General features: G+C 64.5%; 21 protein-coding genes and 1 pseudogene. 6 read left to right on the top strand and 16 right to left on the bottom strand.

Translation table 11 applies throughout. From position 1 onward, the window contains the following. The first annotated feature begins 99 nt into the window (after positions 1–99). Positions 100–594, top strand: a complete 495-nt coding sequence (locus tag ONG87_RS12520) for a sterol desaturase family protein (RefSeq protein WP_197975821.1) — start codon at positions 100–102, stop codon at positions 592–594. Here ONG87_RS12520 and ONG87_RS12515 read toward each other — a convergent pair. Genes ONG87_RS12515 through fni form a run of 5 tightly spaced genes read right to left on the bottom strand, consistent with a single transcriptional unit; the run spans position 476 to position 6437 of the window. Further along, positions 476–1474: a phytoene/squalene synthase family protein gene (locus ONG87_RS12515; RefSeq protein WP_264381380.1), complete on the bottom strand. Its 999-nt coding sequence runs from the start codon at positions 1472–1474 to the stop codon at positions 476–478. The two genes, ONG87_RS12520 and ONG87_RS12515, sit on opposite strands and share 119 nt — an antisense overlap. Continuing rightward, positions 1471–2961, bottom strand: a complete 1491-nt coding sequence (locus ONG87_RS12510; RefSeq protein WP_264381379.1) for a phytoene desaturase — start codon at positions 2959–2961, stop codon at positions 1471–1473. Before ONG87_RS12510 ends, ONG87_RS12515 begins: the two co-directional genes overlap by 4 nt. Continuing rightward, entirely contained in the window at positions 2948–4123 is a 1176-nt protein-coding gene (gene crtY, locus ONG87_RS12505; RefSeq protein WP_264381378.1) for a lycopene beta-cyclase CrtY, read from the bottom strand. Before crtY ends, ONG87_RS12510 begins: the two co-directional genes overlap by 14 nt. Further along, positions 4120–5394 (bottom strand): glycosyltransferase, encoded by a 1275-nt coding sequence (locus ONG87_RS12500; protein WP_264381377.1) that lies wholly within the window; start codon positions 5392–5394, stop codon positions 4120–4122. The genes crtY and ONG87_RS12500 overlap by 4 nt, the downstream gene beginning before the upstream one ends. Continuing rightward, entirely contained in the window at positions 5391–6437 is a 1047-nt protein-coding gene (gene fni, locus ONG87_RS12495; RefSeq protein ID WP_264381376.1) for a type 2 isopentenyl-diphosphate Delta-isomerase, read from the bottom strand. Before fni ends, ONG87_RS12500 begins: the two co-directional genes overlap by 4 nt. Positions 6438–6660: 223 nt before the next feature. Here fni and ONG87_RS12490 point away from each other — a divergent pair, with 223 nt between their 5' ends. Then, positions 6661–7566 carry a polyprenyl synthetase family protein gene (locus ONG87_RS12490; RefSeq protein WP_264381375.1) on the top strand — a complete coding sequence of 302 codons (906 nt, stop codon included), beginning with the start codon at positions 6661–6663 and terminating at the stop codon, positions 7564–7566. Positions 7567–7683: 117 nt separating this feature from the next. Here ONG87_RS12490 and ONG87_RS12485 read toward each other — a convergent pair whose 3' ends face one another. Beyond that, positions 7684–7956: a hypothetical protein gene (locus ONG87_RS12485; protein WP_122477368.1), complete on the bottom strand. Its 273-nt coding sequence runs from the start codon at positions 7954–7956 to the stop codon at positions 7684–7686. 226 nt (positions 7957–8182) lie between these two features. Here ONG87_RS12485 and ONG87_RS12480 point away from each other — a divergent pair, with 226 nt between their 5' ends. Next, entirely contained in the window at positions 8183–9040 is an 858-nt protein-coding gene (locus tag ONG87_RS12480; RefSeq protein WP_122477369.1) for an SDR family oxidoreductase, read from the top strand. 158 nt (positions 9041–9198) lie between these two features. Here the strand turns inward: ONG87_RS12480 and ONG87_RS12475 are convergent, their stop codons facing one another. From ONG87_RS12475 to ONG87_RS12460, 4 genes are all read right to left on the bottom strand, one after another. Beyond that, positions 9199–9912, bottom strand: a complete 714-nt coding sequence (locus ONG87_RS12475; RefSeq protein WP_264381374.1) for an ABC transporter ATP-binding protein — start codon at positions 9910–9912, stop codon at positions 9199–9201. Beyond that, a complete protein-coding gene (locus ONG87_RS12470) occupies positions 9909–10748 on the bottom strand; it encodes an ABC transporter permease (protein ID WP_192059849.1) in 840 nt (279 codons plus the stop codon). Before ONG87_RS12470 ends, ONG87_RS12475 begins: the two co-directional genes overlap by 4 nt. A gap of 4 nt (positions 10749–10752) precedes the next feature. Continuing rightward, complete coding sequence (locus tag ONG87_RS12465) at positions 10753–11730, bottom strand: aliphatic sulfonate ABC transporter substrate-binding protein (RefSeq protein WP_264381373.1); 978 nt, start codon at positions 11728–11730, stop codon at positions 10753–10755. Positions 11731–11864: 134 nt separating this feature from the next. Next, positions 11865–13160 carry an MFS transporter gene (locus ONG87_RS12460; RefSeq protein ID WP_122477376.1) on the bottom strand — a complete coding sequence of 432 codons (1296 nt, stop codon included), beginning with the start codon at positions 13158–13160 and terminating at the stop codon, positions 11865–11867. Between the two features lie 262 nt (positions 13161–13422). Between ONG87_RS12460 and phnN the strand changes: the two genes are divergently transcribed. Together phnN and ONG87_RS12450 are read left to right on the top strand one after the other, a co-directional pair. Then, complete coding sequence (gene phnN, locus ONG87_RS12455) at positions 13423–15216, top strand: phosphonate metabolism protein/1,5-bisphosphokinase (PRPP-forming) PhnN (protein WP_264381372.1); 1794 nt, start codon at positions 13423–13425, stop codon at positions 15214–15216. A gap of 163 nt (positions 15217–15379) precedes the next feature. Continuing rightward, entirely contained in the window at positions 15380–15796 is a 417-nt protein-coding gene (locus ONG87_RS12450) for a response regulator (protein WP_122477379.1), read from the top strand. Here the strand turns inward: ONG87_RS12450 and ONG87_RS12445 are convergent. The 4 genes and pseudogenes from ONG87_RS12445 to ONG87_RS12430 form a co-directional block, all read right to left on the bottom strand. Further along, positions 15789–16391 carry a membrane integrity-associated transporter subunit PqiC gene (locus ONG87_RS12445; protein ID WP_264381371.1) on the bottom strand — a complete coding sequence of 201 codons (603 nt, stop codon included), beginning with the start codon at positions 16389–16391 and terminating at the stop codon, positions 15789–15791. The genes ONG87_RS12450 and ONG87_RS12445 overlap by 8 nt on opposite strands. Then, positions 16388–18069: pseudogene (locus ONG87_RS12440) on the bottom strand (intermembrane transport protein PqiB). Before ONG87_RS12440 ends, ONG87_RS12445 begins: the two are co-directional and overlap by 4 nt. Further along, entirely contained in the window at positions 18062–18676 is a 615-nt protein-coding gene (locus ONG87_RS12435; RefSeq protein WP_122477384.1) for a paraquat-inducible protein A, read from the bottom strand. Before ONG87_RS12435 ends, ONG87_RS12440 begins: the two are co-directional and overlap by 8 nt. Then, positions 18673–19284 carry a paraquat-inducible protein A gene (locus ONG87_RS12430; protein WP_264381370.1) on the bottom strand — a complete coding sequence of 204 codons (612 nt, stop codon included), beginning with the start codon at positions 19282–19284 and terminating at the stop codon, positions 18673–18675. The genes ONG87_RS12435 and ONG87_RS12430 overlap by 4 nt, the downstream gene beginning before the upstream one ends. A 282-nt stretch (positions 19285–19566) precedes the next feature. Between ONG87_RS12430 and ONG87_RS12425 the strand changes: the two genes are divergently transcribed. Next, entirely contained in the window at positions 19567–20763 is a 1197-nt protein-coding gene (locus ONG87_RS12425; RefSeq protein ID WP_192175459.1) for a PLP-dependent aminotransferase family protein, read from the top strand. A gap of 110 nt (positions 20764–20873) precedes the next feature. Here ONG87_RS12425 and ONG87_RS12420 read toward each other — a convergent pair whose 3' ends face one another. Together ONG87_RS12420 and alc are read right to left on the bottom strand one after the other, a co-directional pair. After that, a complete protein-coding gene (locus ONG87_RS12420) occupies positions 20874–21377 on the bottom strand; it encodes an ureidoglycolate lyase (protein WP_264381369.1) in 504 nt (167 codons plus the stop codon). Between the two features lie 73 nt (positions 21378–21450). Continuing rightward, positions 21451–22446, bottom strand: a complete 996-nt coding sequence (gene alc, locus ONG87_RS12415) for an allantoicase (protein ID WP_122477391.1) — start codon at positions 22444–22446, stop codon at positions 21451–21453. Positions 22447–22497 lie beyond the last annotated feature (51 nt).

Raw genomic sequence — 22497 nt, 5'->3', positions numbered from 1 at the left:
CAGGGTCGCGCCGGTTGCGTTAAGATAGTGGCCTACCCGCTTTGGCAGAGAGCAGCAGTGATCCTCAACAGCCTGGTTTTTTTCATCACCTTGGCGGCCATGGAAGGCGTTGCCTACCTGGCCCACAAGTACCTCATGCATGGTTGGGGCTGGGGCTGGCATCGTTCCCATCACGAGCCCCGCACCGGCTGGTTCGAGAAGAACGACCTGTACGCGGTGGTGTTCGCAGGGCTGGCAATCGTGCTGATTGCCCTGGGGACCCAGGGGCTGCATCCGCTGGAGTGGATCGGCGCGGGCATGACTGCCTATGGCGCATTGTATTTCGTGGTTCACGATGGGCTGGTGCACCGGCGCTGGCCGTTCCACCTGGTGCCCCGGCGTGGTTACCTCAAGCGCCTCTACCAGGCGCACTTGATGCACCACGCGGTAGAGGGCAAGGAGCGCTGCGTCTCCTTCGGCTTTCTGTTCGCGCCTTCTACGACGCGTTTGCGTGCTCAGCTTCGCGCACTGCACCAGGGGCCGCTGCGCAAGGCGGACGAGGCCGACTCCACAGCTGCGCAGGGCGCTGCGGCCACTGCCGCCAGCGAGCGCTGACGGCGCGCCATCCGCCTTGGCTCACGGCTGCCAGCTTTTCCACCTTCGAGGTTGAAATGCGGGCATCCCAGGCATGGCTGCCCGCCGCAACCACCTTCACGCCGATCTGTCGGTACACCGCGGCGGCGGTCGCCACGGCCCAGGCCGAGCGCCAGGGCAGGGCCGCCAGGCCGGCCTGGGCGCTGGCGTAGTAGGGTTCGGCCAGGTTGACCAGGCGCTGGGCGAGCACTGCCACGGCCGGTCGGTGCTCAGGCGTGGCCAGTGCCTGCAGCGGAATGTTCAACTCATCCAACCACTGCGCGGGCAGGTAGCAGCGGCCGATACGCGCGTCCTCGACGATGTCGCGGGCAATATTGGTCAGCTGGAACGCCAGCCCCAGGTCACAGGCCCGATCCAGGGTGCGTGGATCGTCAGTGCCCATGACCCGCGCCATCATCAGGCCGACCACGCCAGCCACGTGGTAGCAGTACTGCAGCGTGTCGTCCTGGGTGTGATAGCGGCGGTCCAGCACGTCCATTTCAAACCCGGCCAGGTGTTCCATTGCGTTGTGTTCGGGAATGCCGTGCTCGCGCACGACCTCGGCGAACGCGGCAAACGCTGGTTCGCCAGTAGGCTCCCCGGCGTACACCGCACGGGTCTGGGCCTGCAGCAGGGCCAGCCGCCGCTGCGCTTCCTCAGCGCTGATCGATATTGCGTCGTGGCCGGCCTGTTGCCCGTCGATCACGTCGTCGCAATGGCGGCACCAGGCATACAGCATTACCGCACTGCGCCGCGTGCGTTCGTCGAACAGCTTGGCGGCTGCAGCGAAGCTTTTCGAACCCACGGCGATGCTCTGCTCGGCATGTTCGCGCAGCGCCGGATCCGGCGCCGGCGTGCTCATGAATGCAGGTCCGCGATCATCAGCCCGGCAGTCGCCTTGGCCGAGCCGATCACACCCGGTACCCCGGCGCCTGGATGGGTGCCGGCACCGACCAGGTAGACGTTGTTCAACTGCGCATCGCGGTTGTGCGGGCGGAACCAGGCACTCTGCTGCAGCACCGGCTCGAGCGAAAACGCCGAGCCCAGGTGCGCGTTGAGTTCGCTCTGGAAATCATCCGGGGTGAAGATGCGGCAGGTGACCAGATCTTCGCGCAAGCCGGGAATGTAGTGCTCTTCCAGGTATTCGAAAATCCGGTCGCGGTACAGCGGGCCCTGCACCGACCAGTCGATGGCTGCATTGCCCAGGTGCGGAACCGGCGACAATACGTAGTGGCTCGAACAGCCCGGTGGCGCCAGGCTGGGGTCGGTGACGCAGGGCGCATGCAGGTACAGAGAGAAATCCGTCGCCAGTTCGGCGCCGTTGAAAATCTCGTGGATCAACGCCTGGTAGCGCGCACCGAAGCACACCGTGTGGTGTTGCAACTGCGGTTGTGGGCGCTTCAGGCCGAAATGGATGACGAACAGCGAGTTGCTGAAGCGCTTGCCCTTGAGGCGCTTGCCCTCGCGTCGACCGCGCGGGTGCTCGCCCAGCAGGTCGGCGTAGGTATGCACCACGTCGGCGTTCGAGGCCAGGCAGTCGGCGCGCCAGCTGCGGCCGTCGCGCGCATGCACTGCCGTGGCCCGATCGTGCTCGACGTCGATCTTCGCCACTTCGGCATTCAACTCCACGGTACCGCCCAGGTCCTGAAACAGCTTGACCATGCCTTGCACCAGCGCGCCGGTGCCGCCCTTGGGAAACCACACGCCCCATTCGCGTTCCAGGGCATGGATCAGGGTGTAGATGGACGAGGTGGCGAACGGGTTGCCGCCCACCAGCAGCGAGTGGAACGAGAATGCCTGGCGCAGCTGATCATGCTCGATGAAGCTTGAAACCATCGAGTAGACGCTGCGCCACGCCTGCAACCGAGCCAGTTGCGGACCTGCCTTGAGCATGTCGCGAAACGACAGGAAGGGCACCGCGCCAAGCTTGAGGTAGCCTTCCTTGAACACCGCCTGGGAGTAGGCCAGGAAGCGCTGGTAGCCGGCGACGTCTGGTGGGTTCAGGGCATGAATCTGGCGGTCCAGTTCGGCCTGGTCGTTGGCGTAGTCGAACTTCGTGCCGTCTTCCCAGCACAGCCGGTAGAACGGCTTGACCGGCAGCAGATCGACGTAGTCGGCCATGCGCTTGCCACTGAGGGTGAACAGCTCTTCGATGGCCGAAGGGTCGGTGATCACGGTCGGGCCGGCGTCGAAGGTGAAGCCCTGGTCGCGGTAGACATAGGCTCGGCCTCCGGGCTGGTCACGCTTTTCCAGCAAGGTGGTGTGGATGCCTGCGGCCTGCAGACGGATCGCCAGGGCCAGGCCGCCGAAGCCTGCGCCGATGACGATGGCGGTTTTAGCTGGATTCATGGGGGTTCTCGAACTGCCGGGGAGAAGATCTGAGGGCGGCGCGCACGGCCTCGTCGACGGGCACGGGAGGCTTGCCGACGAGAATCCGGGCGCGGTCACGCCAGTGGTTTTGGCCTGCATAGAATCGGCTGATCAGCGCGGGCGACAAGCGGTAGAAGCGTTGCATCACCCGCCAGCGATCCTGAGGCTTGCCGGCCAGGAACAACATGCGGTTGAGCAGGCGATAGAAACCCTGCGCCTGCCATTGCTGGCGTGCGTGTTCGCGGATACCCGTGAACAGGCGGTCGGCGTCCATGTCGGTCTGCTCCGCCAGCCACTGGGCCAGGCGCACCGCATGGGGCAGCGAATAGCCGGTGGTGCAGTGAAACAGGCCGGCGCGCAGGCCGGAAAGGGGTTGGCCGGCGGCTTGCTGCCAGAACGCATCGAAATCGCCGACCAGGGTGATCGGCAGCACGCCCTGTTCTTCGCGCAGGCACTCGGCGATTGTCCAGCCCTGCCAGCGCACGTAGTCGGCGATATGCTCGCGCAACTGATCGCAGCTCAAGGTGTGGCGATCCACGTAATGGGTGTCTTCGACCAGCACCGTATCAGCCGTGAATGGCAACACATAGACGAAGCGATAGCCTTCGCCCTGGCTGACCCGCGCGTCCATGATGATTGGCCCCAGCAGGCCGTGGGGCTGTTGGAGGCGCAGCAGCTGGCCGACGAATGCCTGCTGGCCCAGCACCAGGTGGCGGCTGGGCTGCACGCCGCGGCCGTCGATCACCGCCTGGGCCTGCAGCGTCTCGCCACTGGCCAGGCGCACGTGTCGCGGGCCCAGTTCGGCAATGGTTTCGCCCAGGCGCAGGCTCGAGCCCAGGGCCTGGGTGATGACCTCGGCAAAGCGCTCGCTGGTGATGCTGGCGTAGCCGCTGTCCAGTCGCCGCGAGACCTCGGCGAAATGTACCTGGTAGCAAGGCCAGCGCTTGACCACCAGGGGTTCGATCCAGTGGTGCTGCTCGGCGGTCAGGTCGCCATCGTGGAACGACCAGGTATGGTTGCCGCCCAGGCTCTGCTGCGAATCGATGCACAGTACGTTCAGTTCCGGGCGCACCTGGCGCAGTCGCCAGGCGATCAGGCCATTGGCCAGGCCGGCACCGGCGAGGATCAGGTCGTAGGTCATGACGGGGCTCCGGCCACTACGGGTTGCCGCGTGCGCACCGCGGTTTCGACGATAGCCGCCGCCTTGGCCGTGCCACCCGCGCTGGCCAGTTCTGCCTTCAAGCGGGCAAAGGCCGGTGTCGGCATGTCGAGAACCTCGCGCAGCACCTGGGCAATGCGCGAAGACCGCGCGCGGCGCTGCAACTGGCGACCGATGCCATGATGGCGCACGCGCGCGGCCACGCCGGGCTGGTCGAAGGCAATGGGCATCACCAGCATGGGCGTGGCGCTGGCGATGGCATCCATCACGGTGTTCAGCCCCCCGTGGGTGATCACCGCATCGGCCCGTTCGAGAGCCCATTGCTGCGCCGCGAAATCAGTCACCCATGTGGCGCCCAGGCGCTGCAAGCGTTGCTCCGCAGTTGAATCGAGCAGGCCGCAGTGGGCTATCAGCAATTGCACGTCGAGGTGGCGGCAGGCCTTGGCCATCTGCTCGAACATGCCCAGGCGCTGGCCTTGCAGGGTGCCCAGGCTGGCGAAGACGAACGGGCGTTGCGGGTCGATTGGCCAGTGCCCCTGGCCCTGAATGGCAGCGTTGCGCAGCGGGCCGACGGCGTGCAGGTGGGGCGGGGCGTGCTGGCGGGGAAAGTCGAAGCCGGCCAGGGTCTGGCTGATCTGCGCCAGCGGCGAAAGGCACTCGTGCAACGCACTGCGTGGCGCCAGGCCGAGGGTTTTCGCAGCGCTCTGGATAGCGCGCGCATGGGGCTTCATCAACCAATCGTAGACCTGGGTGCTGCCGCGGTACATGTGCAGGCTGCGCTCGTCCGTGGCATAGGCGAAGGGCATCACCGGCAACGGCAGGCCCGGCTCACGGTTGACCGGCAGCGCGCAGGCGATCGACACGAAAGGCAGCCCCAGGCTTTCCGCGACCAGGCCGCCGGCAGCCTCCATCTGGTCGCACAGCAGCGCGTCGACGCCGTGTTGCGCCAAGGCTGCCGGCAGCTCGTCGCAGAACATGCGGGTGGTCGCTGCCAATTGCTCGATGATCTGCCGCAGGCCCCACGGTGTGCCTGGGTTTGCCGCCAGACGCAGGCTGCGCTGCAGGCTGCCGGGCGGATGGCTGGCCTGGCCCAGCACTGCGAAGCCGATACCGGGAGCCGTGACCCAGCGCGCGGCGTCCGCCTGGTGGAAGAACGTCACCCGGTGGCCTCGTCGCATCAATTCCTCGGCCAAAGCCTGCAGGGCGTGAAAATGACTGTAATAGGCGGGCGCCACGACGCCGAAGTGGCTCATCGAGGCAGGGCCTGCGGACCCAGCAGGCGGGCATGGCGCAGGCCCGTCAGATTGGCCGAGCCGGTACAGAAACAGGCCACGCGCAGTTGGCGGATGACCACCTCGAAGTGTTCGATGACCGCTTCGGTGGACAGCGTTGCGCCTGGCAGCACGGCAGCGGCCTGGCCAACGATGTCCGCGCCCAGGCGAATGGCCTTGGCTGCATCGACGCCATCGCGGACGCCGCCCGAGGCAATCAAGCGTACCTGCGGCAAGGCCTGGCGCACGGTCTGGATGCAGGTCGCCGTGGGAATGCCCCAGCCAGCGAATGCCATGGCCACCGCGCGATCGGCCGCGCGGGTGGCGCGTTCACCTTCGACTGCAGCCCAGCTGGTACCGCCCGCGCCCGCTACATCGATGACCTGCACGCCGGCCTCGACCAAGGTCTGCGCGACGCTGGCCGAGAGCCCGGCGCCGACTTCCTTGATCACCACCGGTACTTTCAGAACGGTCACTGCACGGGCGATCTGCGCCAGCACGCCGAGCCAGTGCCGGTCGCCTTCGGGCTGCACCGCTTCCTGCAGCGGGTTGAGATGAATGATCAGGCCGTTGGCTTCGAGGGTGTCGACCGCACGATGAGCGAGGTCCATGCCGTCTTTCTCGAGCAACTGCGCTGCACCGATGTTGGCCAGTAGCGGGATGTCCGGGGCGATGCGCCGCAGGTCGCGGGTGAGCCCCTGGTCGTTGCCGGTCTGCAGGCTGACCCGCTGCGAGCCGACACCCATGGCGATGCCCAGCGCCTGCGCCGCTTCGGCGAGGTGACGGTTGATCGCCACGGAGCGCAGGGCGCCACCGGTCATGGAACTGATCAGCAGCGGTGCGCGCAGGGCGATGTCGAGCAACGAGCTGCTCAGGTCGATGTCTGCCAGGTCCAGTTCGGGCAGCGCACAGTGTTCGAACTGGACCACGTCCCAGCCGGCGCCCGCCCGTGTACCGGCCCTGAGCGGGTCCAGAACGATGTCCAGGTGGTCATCCTTGCGTCGACTCAACTCGTCGTGCTTCATGTCAGCTCCATTGCTCAGGAATCATTTACGGCCGCCTGCGGTCTGTCCATGGTAGAGAGTTGTACGGCGCGCTCATATTCGCATAACGTATGTCCATCTTCACAGGCTCAGGCATCGGCGCTGCGCAGTCGTTCCTTGTTTAGGAGCGCAGCTGCCCGCGCCAGGCCATGCCGATACCTCGTCTCCGGCGGCCGCAGGACTCGAAACAAGAACAGAGGGAACGATGACAGCTGACACGTCTGCGACCAGCGATACCGGTTTCACCGAGCACATGGCTCTGCTGCGCACGACCATCGAAGCGCGCCTGGACGCCTTGCTGCCCACGGCGAGCAATGAGCGCGACCTGGTGGCCACGGCGATGCGCGATGGTGCCCTGGCGCCGGGCAAGCGCATGCGTCCGATCCTGTTGATCCTGGCGTCGAACGGCTTGGGGGCCAGCGACCAGGCGGCCCTGGATCTGGGCTGCGCGGTGGAAATGGTCCACGCCGCATCGCTGGTGCTCGATGACATGCCCTGCATGGACGACGCCAGGCTGCGCCGGGGCCGTGTCACCACGCACCTGGCGTTTGGCGAAGACGTTGCCATTCTGGCTGCAGTGGCGCTGTTGTCGCGGGCCTTCGCCGTGGTGGCGGGCATCGACGGGCTGAAGCCTTCGATTCGAACCCAGTTGGTGGAAATACTGGCCAACGCCATCGGCGCTCAAGGTCTGGCCCGTGGTCAGCTGCAAGACCTGCGCGAAGGCCTGCACCCGCGCACCGCAGAGGAAATTGCCGCCACCAACAACCTCAAGACCGGCGTGCTGTTCAGCGCAATCATGGACATGGCCTACCTGATCAGCGATGCACCACCGCCTACACGCGCCGTGCTGCAGTGCTTTGCCCTGGAACTGGGGCAGGCCTTCCAACTGTACGACGATCTTCATGATCATAGCCCAGCCACAGCCAAGGACCAGGGCAAGGACGACGGCAAGTCGACCTTCATGGCGCTGTGCGGTGAGGATGAAGTGAAGCGGCGCCTGCAGGAACACCTGGACAAGGCTCGCGCCTGCCTGGCCGACGCCTATGCGCAGGATGATCACATCAGCCGCTTCCTTCAGCTGATATTCGTCAAGGCCGCTACCTGCGCGTGACCGTTCACCTGTCAGTACTACTTCTTCCCGAATAAAGCCCCTTCACGACAAAGGGCATCGAGTACGCTCGATGCCCTTTGCTGTTCGATCGGGTTGAAGGTCTGCGCTACCCGATCCTCAGGCGTGCGGGTTGCTGCCTTTCTCCGCATCGTGTTTCTTCGCGGCGTCGACGCCTGCGCTGCTCAGTTTTATCGGGTATTCGAGCGCGGGTTCGTGGTCTTCGACCGTGACCGGCTTGCCCTGGATCAGGCCTTTTTCCTGCAGCGTCTTGATCATTCCAGCCACTGCCTTCTCGCCGCGATAATTGTCGAGAATTTCCTTGCCCAGGCCGTGGGGATGCGCGTGCAGCAAACGGGTGAGTACTTCGTGCTCAAGTTCGACGTTGCTCATGAATGCCTCTCTGACTGCTGAATGAAAATGCATCGGTTACGCCATTGTGACTCGGTCAGGCGCGAGAGATTCCTTGCGTCTGCAATCACGCCTGCACAGGCGCCGCACAAAAAAAACAAACTTTTGCGCGGACAAGGAAGTCGACTTTGCACGCGTATCCATTTCGAGGGATGTTTTCGCAACGCATTTTTTGCGCACCTTTTTTTGCCAACCTATGGAGATACCCATGGCCAACTATCCAACTCCGCCGTTCGAGCCGCAGCAGCAATCGGTACCTGGCACGCAGTCGAAGATGAATCCCGTTCCCGACTGTGGCGAAACCAGCTACAAGGGCTCAGGACGGATGGCCAACAAGGTCGCCCTGATCACCGGTGGCGACAGCGGCATTGGCCGCGCTGTGGCGATTGCCTATGCCCGCGAAGGCGCTGACGTTGTGATCTCTTACCTCGATGAGCATGAGGACGCCAAGGACACTGCCCGTTACGTCGAGGAAGCCGGACGCCAGTGCCTGCTGCTGCCAGGCGATCTGGCCGAGAAAGAGCAGTGCCTGGCCATCGTGGCGAAGACTGTCGAGCGTTTCGGCCGTATCGACGTTCTGGTCAACAACGCCGCGTTCCAGATGAGCCACGAAACCCTGGACGAGATTCCGGACGAGGAATGGGTGCGTACCTTCGATATCAACATCACGGCGATGTTTCGTATCTGCAAGGCAGCAGTGCCGCATATGCCGTCGGGTGGTTCGATCATCAACACCAGCTCGGTCAACTCGGACATGCCCAAGCCGACCCTGCTGCCCTACGCGACCACCAAGGGCGCGATTGCCAACTTCACCGCGGGCCTGGCGCAGTTGCTGGGCAAGAAAAACATCCGCGTGAACAGCGTGGCACCGGGCCCGATCTGGACGCCATTGATTCCGGCGACCATGCCGCCGGACGCAGTGAAGACCTTCGGCGAAGAAACCCCACTGGGTCGCCCGGGGCAGCCGGTGGAAGTGTCGCCTATCTATGTGCTGCTGGGGTCGGATGAGAGCAGCTATATCTCCGGTTCGCGCTATGCAGTGACTGGGGGCAAGCCTATTCTGTAAGGCTGCGCCCGGTTGGCGGTCCTTGTTTTGTCCGCTCGGGCCTCTTCGCGGGCAGAGCCCGCTCCCACATACTCCCAAGTCCACCCGGGACCCCTGTGGGAGCGGGGCGGGCGGCGAGCCCTCTGCCCGCGAAGAGGCGCTCCAGCCGTACATAAAGATCAAACCACATGAGCGACCTGCAGCTGCGTCAACGCCTTCACCTTCAACGTCGCCAACACAGGATCACGCCGATCCCTCGGTCGTGTCAGCCCAACCTCGATATCACTGCCAATACCAGTAGCCCGATGCCCCATCACCAACACCCGATCACTCAGATATAGCGCTTCATCCACGTCATGAGTCACCAGCAACAACGCGATGTCATGGCGCTCAGCCAAGTCCAGCAACAAATCCTGCAGCTTCATTCGGGTGAATGCATCCACGGCACTGAACGGCTCGTCCAGCAGCAACACCTTGGGCCTGGAATAAAGCCCACGGGCGATCGCCACCCGCTGCGCCATGCCGCCAGACAATGCCTTGGGCAGCGCCTTGGCAAACCCGCCCAGTCCCACTTCGTCTATCAGCTGCCGCACCCAGGCCGGGTCATAATGCCCATCATCGTGAAAGCCGATGTTGCGCTCTACATTCAGCCAAGGCATCAGCCGCGGTTCCTGGAACACGAACGCTACGGAGTCGCCCGCGCTGTCGAGCTCACCGGTGTAGTCCCGATCGAGCCCTGCGGCGATGCGCAGCAGCGTACTTTTGCCGCAACCACTGGGCCCCAGCAGGCTGACCCGCTCACCGGGTTGCAACTGCAGTTCCAGGTCCTTGAGCACCACCGTGTCGCCAAATGCTTTGCGCCGGACACGGAGGCTCAACAGGGCATCGTTCATGAGCGGTTCCCCGAGGCTTCACCCGTGAATGCATCGCGCCAGCTGACGCAGCGTCGCTCGAGGGCCGCAAGCAGGCCATCGCTGAGCTTGCCGAGCACCGCTAGGGCGAGGATCGCTGCCAGAACGATATCCGGTCGCGAGGTTTCGCGTCCGTCGCTGAGCAGGTAACCCAGGCCTTTGGTCGCGGCAATCAATTCGGCGGCGACCAGAAACATCCAGGCCATGCTCAGGCCGCTGCGCAGGCCGGTGAACAATCCCGGCATGGCTGCCGGCAACAGGATACGCACGGTCAGTCGGCGGGCGTTGAAACCATACATCTGGCCGACCTCGACCAGCTTGCGGTCGATGTTGCGAATGGCGGCAACGCCGTTGACGTACACCGGAAAAAACGCACCGATGGCAATAAGCACGATCTTGGACGTCTCGTCGATGCCCAGCCACAGCAGCAACAAGGGCACCCAGGCCAGGCTCGGTATGGCGCGCAGACCCGCGAAGGTCGGCTCCAGATAGGCTTCGGCTTCTCGGCTCAGGCCCACCCACGCGGCAAATACCAGGGCCAGTGACGCACCGATGACGAAACCTGCCAGCACGCGGCCTACGCTGGCGAGCACGTGCTTGCCCAGCGCGCCCTGCGCCAGTTCGGCGAGCGTCAGTGCCACATCGCTGGGCGCCGGCATCTGGTAGGCGGGAATCCAGCCGGCCCGCACCACGACTTCCAGCACTGCGACGATCATGCAGGGCAGCAGCCAGCCCTTGGCGCCGCGTCGCCAGGCCGTCGATACACGCCCAGGGGACGATGCGGCGCCCCTGGGCAGGGCTTTTTCCGAAGTGCTCATGAATTCATGGCTTCCCGATGACGTCAGCGCTGAAGCGCGGCTCGATCAGGCGATCGACCACCTCGTTGACGTCCACGCCTTTGCGCACCAGGCCTTCGGCGGTCAGGATCGGTGCCGCAGCCTTGAGCGCCTCGACCTGCTTGGGGCCTGGCTGTGCATCGCTGAAGTCGGTACGCGACAGCTGCAGCTTGGCCACATCCAGCGGCAAGCCGGATTCCTTGGCCAGCAGCGCTGCCAGATCGTCGGGATGCTCCCGCGCCCAGGTACGTGCCTGCTCGTAGGCCTTGATGACCTGCTCGACGGTGTCGGCGTGTTCTGCCGCGAATGTTTCGGTGACGCTGATCACCCCGTAGCTGTTGAACTCGATGTTGCGATACAGCAACTGTGAGCCAGCCTGCAATTGGCTGGCCGCCAGCAACGGGTCGAGCCCGGCCCAGGCGTCGACATCGCCACGTTCCAGAGCAACGCGGCCGTCGGCATGCTGCAGGTGGACCAGCTCCACATCATCCTTGCTCAGCCCAGCCTGCTGCAGGCTGCGCAAGGTGAACAGAAAAGGGTCGGTGCCTTTGGTGGCGGCGATCTTCTTGCCCTTGAGATCGGCCACGCTCTTGATCGTCGAGTCCTTGCGCACGGCCAAGGCCGTCCATTCCGGGCGGCTGGCGATGTACACAGTCTTGATCGGGCTGCCATTGGCGCGGCTCAGCACCGCCGCAAGGCCGGCGGTCGATGCGAAGTCGATACTGCCGCCGTTGAGGTATTCCAGGGAACGATTGCTGCCTTGGCTGAGCACCCAGTCGACCTTGGTACCGGGCAGGGCTTTCTCCAGCCAGCCGAAATGTCGCAGCACCAGGCTGGTGGGCGAGTAGTAGGCGTAGTCCAGGCGAACCTCGGCGGGCGCTGCGGCCTGGGCGGTGCTGCCGAGGGCGGCCAGCAGCACGGCGGCAGCCAGCAGGGGTTTGGACAGGCGTGAGAACAGGGTCATGACGATCATTCCTTGGCAGGGGAGAGCCGGCTGGCACGCCGGACCCCAAGCCTAAATGATCTAAAAAACCAACTGTAAATACCTTTTGGATCTTAGCTTAGACTGCCGGCCAGTCGCTCGCGGGTCACTGACCCTCAGCGATTGACGGTCTTGGCCGGCAGTGCCAGAACCAGCAGGCAACTGAGCAGCAGGCAGGCGGCGAAGATCCACAGGGCAATCTGCGGGCTGTGGAAGCGATCCATCACCACACCCATCAGGGAATTGCTGACCAGACCGGCAATGTTGGCCAGCGAACAGGCCAGGGCGAAACCGGTGGCGGCTGCGGTGCCCTTGAGAAAGGTCGCCGGCAGGCTGAAGAACACCGGCACTGCGCCAATGATGGCCAGCGAAGCCACCGAGAACAGCAGGACCGTGATTGCCACGTTCTGGGTGAAGAAGGTGCTGAGAAACATCGCTGCGGCGCCGACGATGAAAGGCACGATGATGTGCCAGCGCCGCTCGCGGTATCGGTCCGAACTGGCGCCGATGGCCAGCATGCCGATCAGCCCGGCAAGGCTGGGAATGGCGACCAGCAGGCCGATGTCGCCGGCATTCGCCACCCCGGCATTGCGAATGAACGTGGGCAGCCAGAACCCCATGGCGTAGGCGCTCAGCAGAATCGAGAAATCGATGCCGCCGAGCATCCACACCTTGATGTCGAAAAAGCCTGCACGAAACGAGTGGCCGCCGCGGTTTTCGCTCTCGTCCCTGGCCAGCACCGCCTGCAGTTGGTGTTTCTCGCGCTCGCTCAGCCATGTTGCATCGCCAATGCCATTGGGCAGGATGGCCAGGCAGAGCACGCCCAGTATCACAGTGGGAATGGCTTCGAGGAGGAACAGCCACTGCCAGTTATGCAGGCCGCCGACACCGTCGAAGCTGCCCATGATCCAGCCGGAAAGGGGGCCGCCGATCAGGCTCGACAACGGCAGGCCGATCATGAACAGGGCGATGATGCGGCTGCGTCGGTACGACGGGAACCATTGGCTCAGGTAGAACAGCACGCCCGGCAGAAACCCGGCTTCGGCGGCGCCCAGCAGAAACCGCAGAAGGTAGAAATGCCATTGGCTGGTGACGAACATGGTCAGCCCGGAGAGCACGCCCCAACTGATCATGATGCGCGCGATCCACAGGCGCGCGCCGACCTTCTGCAGCACCAGGTTGCTCGGCACCTCGAACAGGATGTAGCCGACGAAGAACAGGCCCGCGCCCAGTCCGTAGGCGGTTTCGCTCATGTGCAGGGTGTCGAGCATCTGCAGTTTGGCGAAGCCCACGTTGATGCGGTCGAGGTACGAGGCCAGGTAGCAGAAGCACAGGAACGGGATCAACCGCCAGACGATCTTGCGGTACGTTTCAGCGCTCGCGTGCTCGGGCAGGCCGGAGATGGATGACATGCAAGAACTCCTGAAGCATTGAGAAAATCGGGGATGTATCCCGCAGGAGCGGTCCATGCCGCGAACGCCGCACTGCTCGGTGCGTGGCGATGATAATCGTTGCGCTCGATGCATGCAGCACGGGTGCCAGCCTGGGGCGCAAATAATCGCGTAGACTGCCGGCGTCGGCGAGCAGGTTCGCGCCGCGTCGCTTTCATCCACACGCTCGATCCGGCCATACGCCGGACGGCATCGGTCCGGGCAAGGCGGAGCATCTTCTTCTATGGCGCAGGGCATTTTTTTCTTTGTAGTCGGCCCAAGCGGAGCGGGGAAGGACTCGCTCATCGAAGGCGCCCGCGCCCGACTGGGCGGCAGCGGTCGGTACCTGTTCGCCCGGCGCACCATCACCCGCCCAAGCGGCGCACCCGGCGAAGACCACACGGGAGTGACTGCCGAGCAGTTCCAGGCCAGCGTTGCGGCCGGCGAGTTCCTGCTCAGCTGGCATGCCCACGGCCTGAGCTATGGCTTGTCTGCCGATCTGCTGCAGGTGTTGGAGGCGGGTGGCCACGTCATCGCCAACGGCTCGCGCAGGATGATCCGCGAGGCCGCGGCGCGTGTGCCGCATCTGGTGGTGATCGAGGTCACTGCCGCGCCAGAGGTGCTTGCCGCGCGCATTCTGGGACGCGGGCGGGAGACCGCCGAGCAGGCCAGTGCGCGGGTGCTGCGTCAAGTGGACATGCTGCCGTCGGACATCGAAACCCTGCGCGTCGACAACGACGGCACACTGGCCGCTGGCATCGAAGGTTTCATCGATGCCGTGCAGAGCGTCGCCCGACGTCACGCCGGGCTGCCGACCAGCCATCCACTGCTGGCGCGCAAGGTCCAGGGCCACGCGCTGGACGAAACGCAGTACGAATCGTTGTTGCGCGACATCATCGAGGGTCGCTATACGGACAGCGAGATCGGCGCCTTCCTGGTGAGTGCCAGCCAGCACCTGTCGGATGCCGAGGTGATGGCCTTGGCCAGGGTGCGCACGCGATTTTCACCGATCATGCGCTGGGACCGGCCCATGGTGGTCGACAAGCACTCGATGGGCGGCGTCCCCGGTAGCCGGATTACCCTGATCGTGGTGCCGATCGTTGCGGCGCATGGGCTGGCCATGCCCAAGACCTCGTCGCGGGCGATCACTTCGGCGGCCGGCACGGCCGACGCCATGGAAGTCCTCGCCGAAGTGGAACTGACGCCTGCGCAAGTGCGTCAGTGCGTGGCCCACACCGGCGCCTGCATTGCCTGGAACGGTCGCCTCAACCATTCACATCTCGATGAGGTGATGAATACCATCACACGCCCGCTGCGCATCGACTCCACACGTTGGGCCGTGGCCTCCATTCTGTCCAAGAAACTGACTGCCGGCTCGACCCATGTCATCGTCGATCTGCCGTTCGGCCCGCGTACCAAGCTTGCAAGCCGCGAGCAGGCGCAGGCACTGGGCGAGCTGTTCGAGCAGGTCGGTGCGTTGCTGGGCCTGACCGTAGTGGCGCTCGTCACCGATGGATCGCGGCCGGTGGGGCGCGGTATCGGGCCGGCGCTCGAAGTGCGCGATGTACGCTGGGTGCTTGAAGGCGCTGTGCAGGCACCGGCCGACCTGCGCGAGAAAGCCTTGGTGTTTGCCGCGCAGATTCTGGCCTGGGACCCGCAGGTCGGCAGCGTCGCCGCGGGTCGGCGACGCGCCGAGCAGCTGTTGGACGAAGGCTGCGCCCTTGCTGCGTTCGAGCGCATGATCGACGCCCAGGGGCGCAGGGTGCCGGTGATGCCCAGCGCGCTGACCTGCGCCGTCCGTGCACCCTGCGAAGGCCACGTGGCCCGGTTCGACGGCTGGCGCCTGGCGGAAATCGCACGGTGCGCCGGAGCGCCCCGGGACAAGGGCGCCGGCATCGACCTGAAGGTAGACAAGGGCACACCAGTGGCGCCGGGCGATGTGCTCTACGTTATCCATGGCGCGAGCGCTGACAGTCTGGAATGTGCGGCTCGGCTTGCCCATGCCTGCAGCGGAATCGAACTTGCGACCCCGCGCTGATCGCCGTTGCGGCGGCCGCGCCAGGCGGGCGGGTTACCGTTCGTCGGCGCAACCTCGACAAATGGAATTCGCAGGCTTTTCCGCTCTCCTAACCTGAGTGTGGGAGTCGCCATCGCGGCGGTTACTTTCCTCAATCAATTCAAGTACACAGAAGGATTTGGCAATGACTGATTCGCCGCGCATCGACGGCGCTTCCAAGGGAGCGAACCTGGTTCTGGTGGTGGAAGACGAAGCCGTGATTCGCGAATTCGTCTGCGAGCTGCTGACCGACGAGGGTTGGAAGACCGAGGGTGTCGAATCTGCGGATCATGCCCTCGCGTTTCTGAACCAGCATTCCAACGAAGTGGGTTTGTTGCTGACGGACATCCTGATGCCGGGCAGCATGAACGGCGCAGGCCTGGCCAACTATTCGGCACAGACCTGGCCCGAGATTCCGATCATGATCATGTCGGGGCACGAAACACCGGAAAGCTCCGGCGTGACCATTCCCGTCAGCTTCGTGCGCAAGCCTTGGACCCTGGGCCAGTTGCTCGACGGTGTCGAGAAGGCCCTCGCCACCGTGCCGCGCGCTGTCAGCTAGGACAAGCGCCGCTGCCCTGCACCCATTGGCGAGCAGTCGTCGCGATCTGCTTCGCCAATTGATCGATCACGCGCTGGTGTGCCACCACCAGGCTGCTCAATTCCACTCCCGCCGTTTCACGGATCTGACTCGCACAGGTCAGGGTACGGCGCGGCTGCGCACCCCCGCGCAGGCCCAGGCTCCACACCACGTCGACCAGTGCATATTGCCCCGGCAGCGAGTCGAAGCGCCGCACGTCGGTCTGCAACGACAGCACCGGGCGCTGCGCGTCCTTGGGTAGCCCGGCCAGGTCTCGCGTGCCCAGCTGGCGTTCGAGGCGATCGGTCAGGGCATCGTGAAACTCATCGGCCAACGGCGCGCTCCAACGATCGTTTTCCAGAATGGCGAGGTTGCCCTGGTTCTGCCGCACCACCAGTTGTGGCTGATCGACCTGCACCGGCATCCGCACGCCCAGCATCTCGAATTGGAACGACGGCGCGGACAGGCGGGCCGGGGTGCTCGGCGCGGTGTCCTGCAACGTGTAGTAGTGGGTGACCGGCGAGCTGCAGGCACTCAGGCCCAGGCTTGCGGCCAGCATCAGGGTGCGTTTGATCATGGTTGAGCTTCCGGTTGGATTTCACGTGAAGTATTGCTCGGGCTGCGGAAGGCGTCCGGCTCGCCCTGTTTGGTGCGGCCACGGATCAGCGCTTCCGGGTTGCGGCTGAGGAAGTCGGTCAGTACGCGCACCGAGCGCGCGGTGCGCTGAACTTCATCCATGGCCTGGCTCAGCTGCTGGCGCTCCGGCGAGTCGTCGGCAAACGTCGAATTCGCCGCGGCGAGCGTCTTTTGCGTCTGTTGCAGGGTGCCGCGCATCTGCGGCAGCACCTCGGCATTGACCTGACGCAGGGTCTTCTGCATCTCGCTCAGGCTGCCATTGAGGTTGGTGGCGATCTCGTCGAGTGGCAGCTTGCTGATCTTGTCGACTACACCCTGCAGTTGTTCCTGAACCTTGTCCAGGCTGCCCGGCACCGTGGGAATGCGCAGCGGGCGAGCGGCCATGTCGAAGGCCACTGGCGTGGCATTGGGTATGAAGCTCAGCGAGATATACAACTGGCCGGTGATCAGGTTGGCGCTGCGAGCCTGGGCGCGCAGGCCCTGCTTGACGAAGGCTGACATCAGCTGGGCCGAACGTTCGTCGTCCTCGGTGCCCATCTGCTTGAGCAGCTTCTCGTGCGCCTTGCCCAGGCGATCCGGGTAGATCACCGCGCCGACTACGCTGGGAAAACTCTTGGTCTTGGCATCGTAGTCCAGGTTGACCGAGACCACGCGGCCGATGTTGACGCCCATGAACTCCACCGGCGCGTTGACCGTGAGGCCGCGCAGCGACTGGTTGAAGTTCATGCTGATGTAGCGTGGATCACCGTCGGGCGGCGCCAGTGCGGTTTCCTGATCCCCGAACAGGTCGAAGCGCGAGCGTTCGGTGGCCGGCGTCGCGTTGGGGCTGTACTTGGGCTCGACGAAAGCGACACCGCCGGCAAGGATGGTCGACAGCGATTCGGTGTTCACCTTCAGGCCGCTGGCACCCACGGTCAGGTCGATGCCGCTGGCGTTCCAGAAGCGCGTGTCGGTGGTGACGAATTTGTCGTTGGGCGCATGCACGAAGATCTCCACGTCGACACCCTTGCCGTCCTCGGCCAGTTGGTACGACACCACCTGGCCGACTTCGATGCGGCGATAGTAGACCGGCGAGCCGATGTCCAGCGAACCCAGGTCCTCGGTGTGCAGGGTGAACCGCTTGCCTTGCTCGCCATAGGTGATCGGCGGTGGTGTTTCCTTGCCGACGAACTGTTTCTTGCGCTCTTCGGCGCTGCCCGCGTCGGCGCCGATGAAGGCACCGGAGAGCAGGGTGTCGACGCCGGAAATGCCATTGGCACCGATGCGCGGGCGCACCACCCAGAACACCGAGTCTTCGGCGGTGAAGCCTTCGGCGGACTTGTTCAGGTCAACCTTGGCCACCACATGGCTGCGATCGTCGCTGAGCGCGATGGCGGTCACCTGGCCGATCACCACGTTCTTGTATTTGACCTGGGTCTTGTTGGCCTCCAGGCCCATGGCGGTCTGAAAGCTGATCTCGATCTGCGGCCCGGCATTGAGGCCGTTGCTGATCAGCATCGAGGCGCCCACCACGGCGGCGATGATCGGCACGATCCACACCAGCGAGACATTGAAACGACGCGTCTTGACCGCCGGCGCAGCGGCAGGGGACGGGGGGTGGAACCTGGACGATCAGACATCTTCAACCTCTACATCCCAGATGAGCCGGGGATCGAAACTCATGGCGGCAAGCATGGTGAGTACCACCACCAGACCGAAAAACACGATACCCAGCAATGGGTCGATGGAACTCAGCGAACGGAACTGCACCAGCGCGGCCACCAGCGCCACCACCAGCACGTCGAGCATCGACCAATAGCCGATCAACTCGATGAAGCGATACAGCCGGGCCCGCTCGCGCATGGCCCAGTGGCTCTTGCGCTGACAGGTTATCAGCAGCGTGCCCAGGATCATGAACTTCATGCAGGGCACCACCACGCTGGCGAAGAAGATCAGCACGGCGATGTCCCACGAGCCGCCGTGCCAGAACTCGATGACACCACTCATGATGGTGTTTTCGCTGGCATTGCCGAACATGTTGGTGCGCATCACCGGCAGCAGGTTGGCGGGGATGTACAGGATCAGGGCCGCGATCAGCAGCGCCCAGGTACGGGCAATGCTGTCGGGCTTGCGTGCGTGGACTGTGGAGTGGCAGCGCGGGCAGTGATGTTCACCTGTCTGGCAGATATGCCCACAGGTGTGGCACAGCACCAGGCCCAGTTGTCGGGCGTAGACCGGCTCGCTCATCGCAGCTGTCCTTCCAGGTCATCCCAGAGCCGGCGGATGCCCTTGCCCGAAATCAGGATCAGCAGCACCGTGACCATGCCCAGCGCCCACAGGCCGACGCCAGGATGCACGTCGAGCATGCCGGCCAGCTTGATGATGGCGACCAGAATGCCCAACAGGCAGACTTCGAGCATGCTCCATGGGCGCAGGTGTTCGAGGGCTCGCATGCAGCTGCGAAAGCCGGGCGCGGCGCGCCCTGCAGTGGCGAACCCGAGCAACCAGCACAGCAGGCAGATCTGCAACAGCGGGGCGAGGATGATGGTCAGCCCGGTGACGGCGGCCATGGGCGTGATGCGCCCTTGGGCCAATGCCCCGACCGAAGCGAGCAGGGTGGCCTGGTTGCTCAGGCCTTCCATGCTGATGCTGATCACCGGGAAGGCATTTGCCAGCAGGAACAGCATGGCTGCGGTCAGCGCGAGGGCGAACAGCGCCTGGATGCTCAGGCGATGGCCGCGTTCGAGCACCGCGCCACAGCGCGTGCATTCGGCTTTTTGGCCATGGGCCAGCGTCACCGATTCGAACAGTGAATCGCAGTGTTCACAGATGATGCGGCGCGAAGACGTATTCATTCGACAATGGGCATGGGTGAAGGCCTGCGGACAAGGGCGCGCATTTCCCCAGATTCGACGCGACATGTCTAGTCCAGTGGCGCGGTGCCATGAGTATCTGAGTCATGATAGTGGTGTGCGTTCCGTCTGGCGATAGCCATGCGCGGCGGACCAGGGGCGAGCCGTGTTTTTCTCGCCTGCGCGTTGTCAGCACCAAATGGCATGACATCTGGAAATATCCTCGCTTGTGACGAGTATTCGCCCGCCTCGATACTTTCGGCACACCCGTCGTCGAGCATTGTCATGGCCCTGGACTACCGTTTCACCCCAGCCTTCGAAAACCCCACGGGCTCGGCCATACGCGAGCTGTTCAAGTACCTGTCGCTGCCGGGCATGATTTCCTTCGCCGGCGGCTATCCGGCCTCGACGTTCTTCGACCAGTCCGGCCTGCGTGACGCCGCAGAGCAGGCCATGCGCGAAACGCCCCTGGACTGCCTGCAATACGCCGCCACCGAAGGCCTGCCCGCTCTGCTTGAACAGTTGGCGGAGCTGATGCAGCGCCGCGGCGCCGCGGTGAAGACCGACGACATGGTGGTGACGACCGGCTCGCAGCAAGGCTTCGACTTGTTGCTCAAGGTGCTGCTGGTACCCGGCGCCACGGTGCTGGTGGAATGCCCGACCTATCCAGCAGCGCTGCAGGCGTTGCGCCTGGCCGGGGCGCAGGTGCTCAGCGCGGCTACCGATGCCGACGGCTTGGACACCGACGCGTTGGCGCAACAACTGGCCCAGCGTACGCCCGGCGATGTGGCCATGCTGTATTGCGTACCGACCTTCGCCAACCCTACCGGGGCCTGCCTGCCGTTGGCGCGACGCCTGGCGCTATTGAAGTTGGCGGTCGCGCACGATTTTCTGCTGGTCGAAGACGATCCCTACGGTGCGTTGCGTTTCGCCGGTGAGGACGTGCCGTCGCTGCTGGCACTGAGTCGCCAGGTCGAGGGCGCCGAGGGCCGGGTGATCCATCTGTCCAGTCTGTCCAAGGTGCTGGCGCCAGGGCTGCGGGTGGGCTGGATGGTGGCACCTGCGGCGATCCGCCAGCGCTGCCTGGTGGCCAAGCAGACCGTGGACCTGTGCACCTCGCCCTGGGCGCAGCGCATCGCGGCCAACTACCTTGCGGCGGGGGCATTGGAGCGGGCTTTGCCGAGCCTGGCCGAGGGCTACCGGAAGAAATGCGAGCGGATGCTGGCAGGGCTGCAGCCGATGGCCGAATACCTGGAGGTCAGCCCGCCTGCTGGGGGAATGTTCGTCTGGGGTCGCTGCCGCCACGGGCTGGACGCCAAGGCGCTGCTGCCGCGCGCGATCGAGCAGAAGGTGCTGTTCGTGCCGGGCAGCGCGTTCTATGCCCACGACCCCGACCCAAGCAGCATTCGCCTGTCGTTCGCCGCGCCGGGGCTTGCCGACATCGACGAAGGCCTCGAGCGCCTGCGCCGTGCCTTCCTGTAGCAGCGGCGCAAGCCGCGTCACCGGCGCCGTGGTGTATCGGAAAAAACACGTAGACGCCGGACGCGACTCGCGCCGCTGCTACAGAGGTGCCGAGCCATGCGTGGCAAGAATTACCGTAAGGGATCCAGGGACAATGAATCGCGCTCCTCGAAGAAGAACTCGTCGCAGTTATTGCCAGGGCCTTTACGGTCCACCACCAGGAAGTCATCGCCATCGGCCAAGGCCAATATCGGGTAGTGCCAGACGCCCTGATGGTAGTTGATGCCCTGATGCCCGTCGCTACGAAAAGCTCGCACTGCTTCACTGTGCGGCACCTCACCGGCCGGGGCCACCACGATGAGGAACGCCTTGCCCTGCAACGGGATGAACGCCTGGCTGCCCAGCGGGTGGCGTTCCAGCATGCGCACGGTCAGCGGCATCGGCAGGACCTGGGCGCGAAAGATGCTGATCACGGCCTGATCCTGCGCAGTGCCAAGCTGCACGTCGGCCAGGCGATCGAAGCGTTGCGTGGAGCCGTTGTTGATCAGGAAGTGCGCGCTGCCCTGGGTTTCGATGACGTCGCCGAAAGGGGCGAATGCGGCTTTGCTCAGGGGTTCGATGGTTAATGTACGCATGAAGGGCCTCGTCGTTGATTGGCGCTGCCTGGGTGGTCGATCCACCTGGGCAGCCGAGCGGATGCCGAGCCGGCTACCTGGCCAGGGTACCCAGTACGCGCAGGCGGCTCACGCCTCCGTCGGGGAACACGTTCAGGCGGATATGGGTGATCGGCCCCAGCGCCTTGATCTGTTCGGCGAAGCTGTGTTCCTGGTGCATCTGCAGTTTCTGGCTGGGCAGCAGCTCGCGCCAGAACAGGCTCTGGGTCTCGATCTGGCTGTCGGTGCCACCTTTGACGAATGCGCCCTGGATCGAGCAGCTGTCGGGGTAGTTGCCTTTGAAGTGCAAGGTGTCGACCACCACCTGCGTCACCACCCCGGCGTGACCCAGGGCCACGATGACCCAGTCATTGCCCGGCGTGCGTCGGCGTGCGGTTTCCCAGCCGTCACCCATGTTGACCCCGCGGCCGGGATTGAGCAGGTTGCTCATGCTGCCGTAGTGCTCGTCCGAACAGGCCAGCGCGCGTCCACCGTTGAGCGCGCTGGCAAGGTCCAGCGGCTCTTCGTCGCTGACGCTAGACCAACTGCGAAAGGGGATGCCGTATACGCGCAGGCGTGCGACGCCGCCGTCCGGGTAGATGTTGAAGCGCAGATGGCTGAACGCGCTGTCGTTGTCGATGCTGTGGTAGTGATGGCTGTTGCCCTGCAGTTCCACCGCGCCGAGGATCTCGACCCACTGCGTCTGGTCATCGGGCTCGCCTTCGCTGATGAAGCACGCTTCCAACGACGCCGAGGGAGGGAAGTTGCCGGTGAAGAACGAGGTGTCGATGTCCACACCCTTGATCGAGCCCGGCGCGCCCAGGCGGATCACCGCCGTGTCATGGCCTTCGAAGCGCTTGCGCCGCGATTCCCAGCCATCCATCCACTTGCCGTTGTCGTCGAACACGCCTTCCTTCCACACCGCCGGGGTGGGCTGGAACAACCGGTTGACGTCGGCGAACCAATCATCGGTCACCGAAATGGCGCGGGTACCGAGGCGGGCATCCGCCAGGTTGACGTATTTCTGGAACGGTGCGGCGTAGGCTTTCATGAATGCGGGTCTGCCTTGAACGGTGGTGAGAGGAAAATCGCGGCGGGCGCG

Source organism: Pseudomonas sp. MM227, assembly GCF_947090715.1.
Classification (GTDB): Bacteria; Pseudomonadota; Gammaproteobacteria; order Pseudomonadales; family Pseudomonadaceae; genus Aquipseudomonas; species Aquipseudomonas baltica.
Note: the sequence above shows the minus strand (reverse complement) of the source record. Positions and strands in the feature narration are given on the sequence as shown.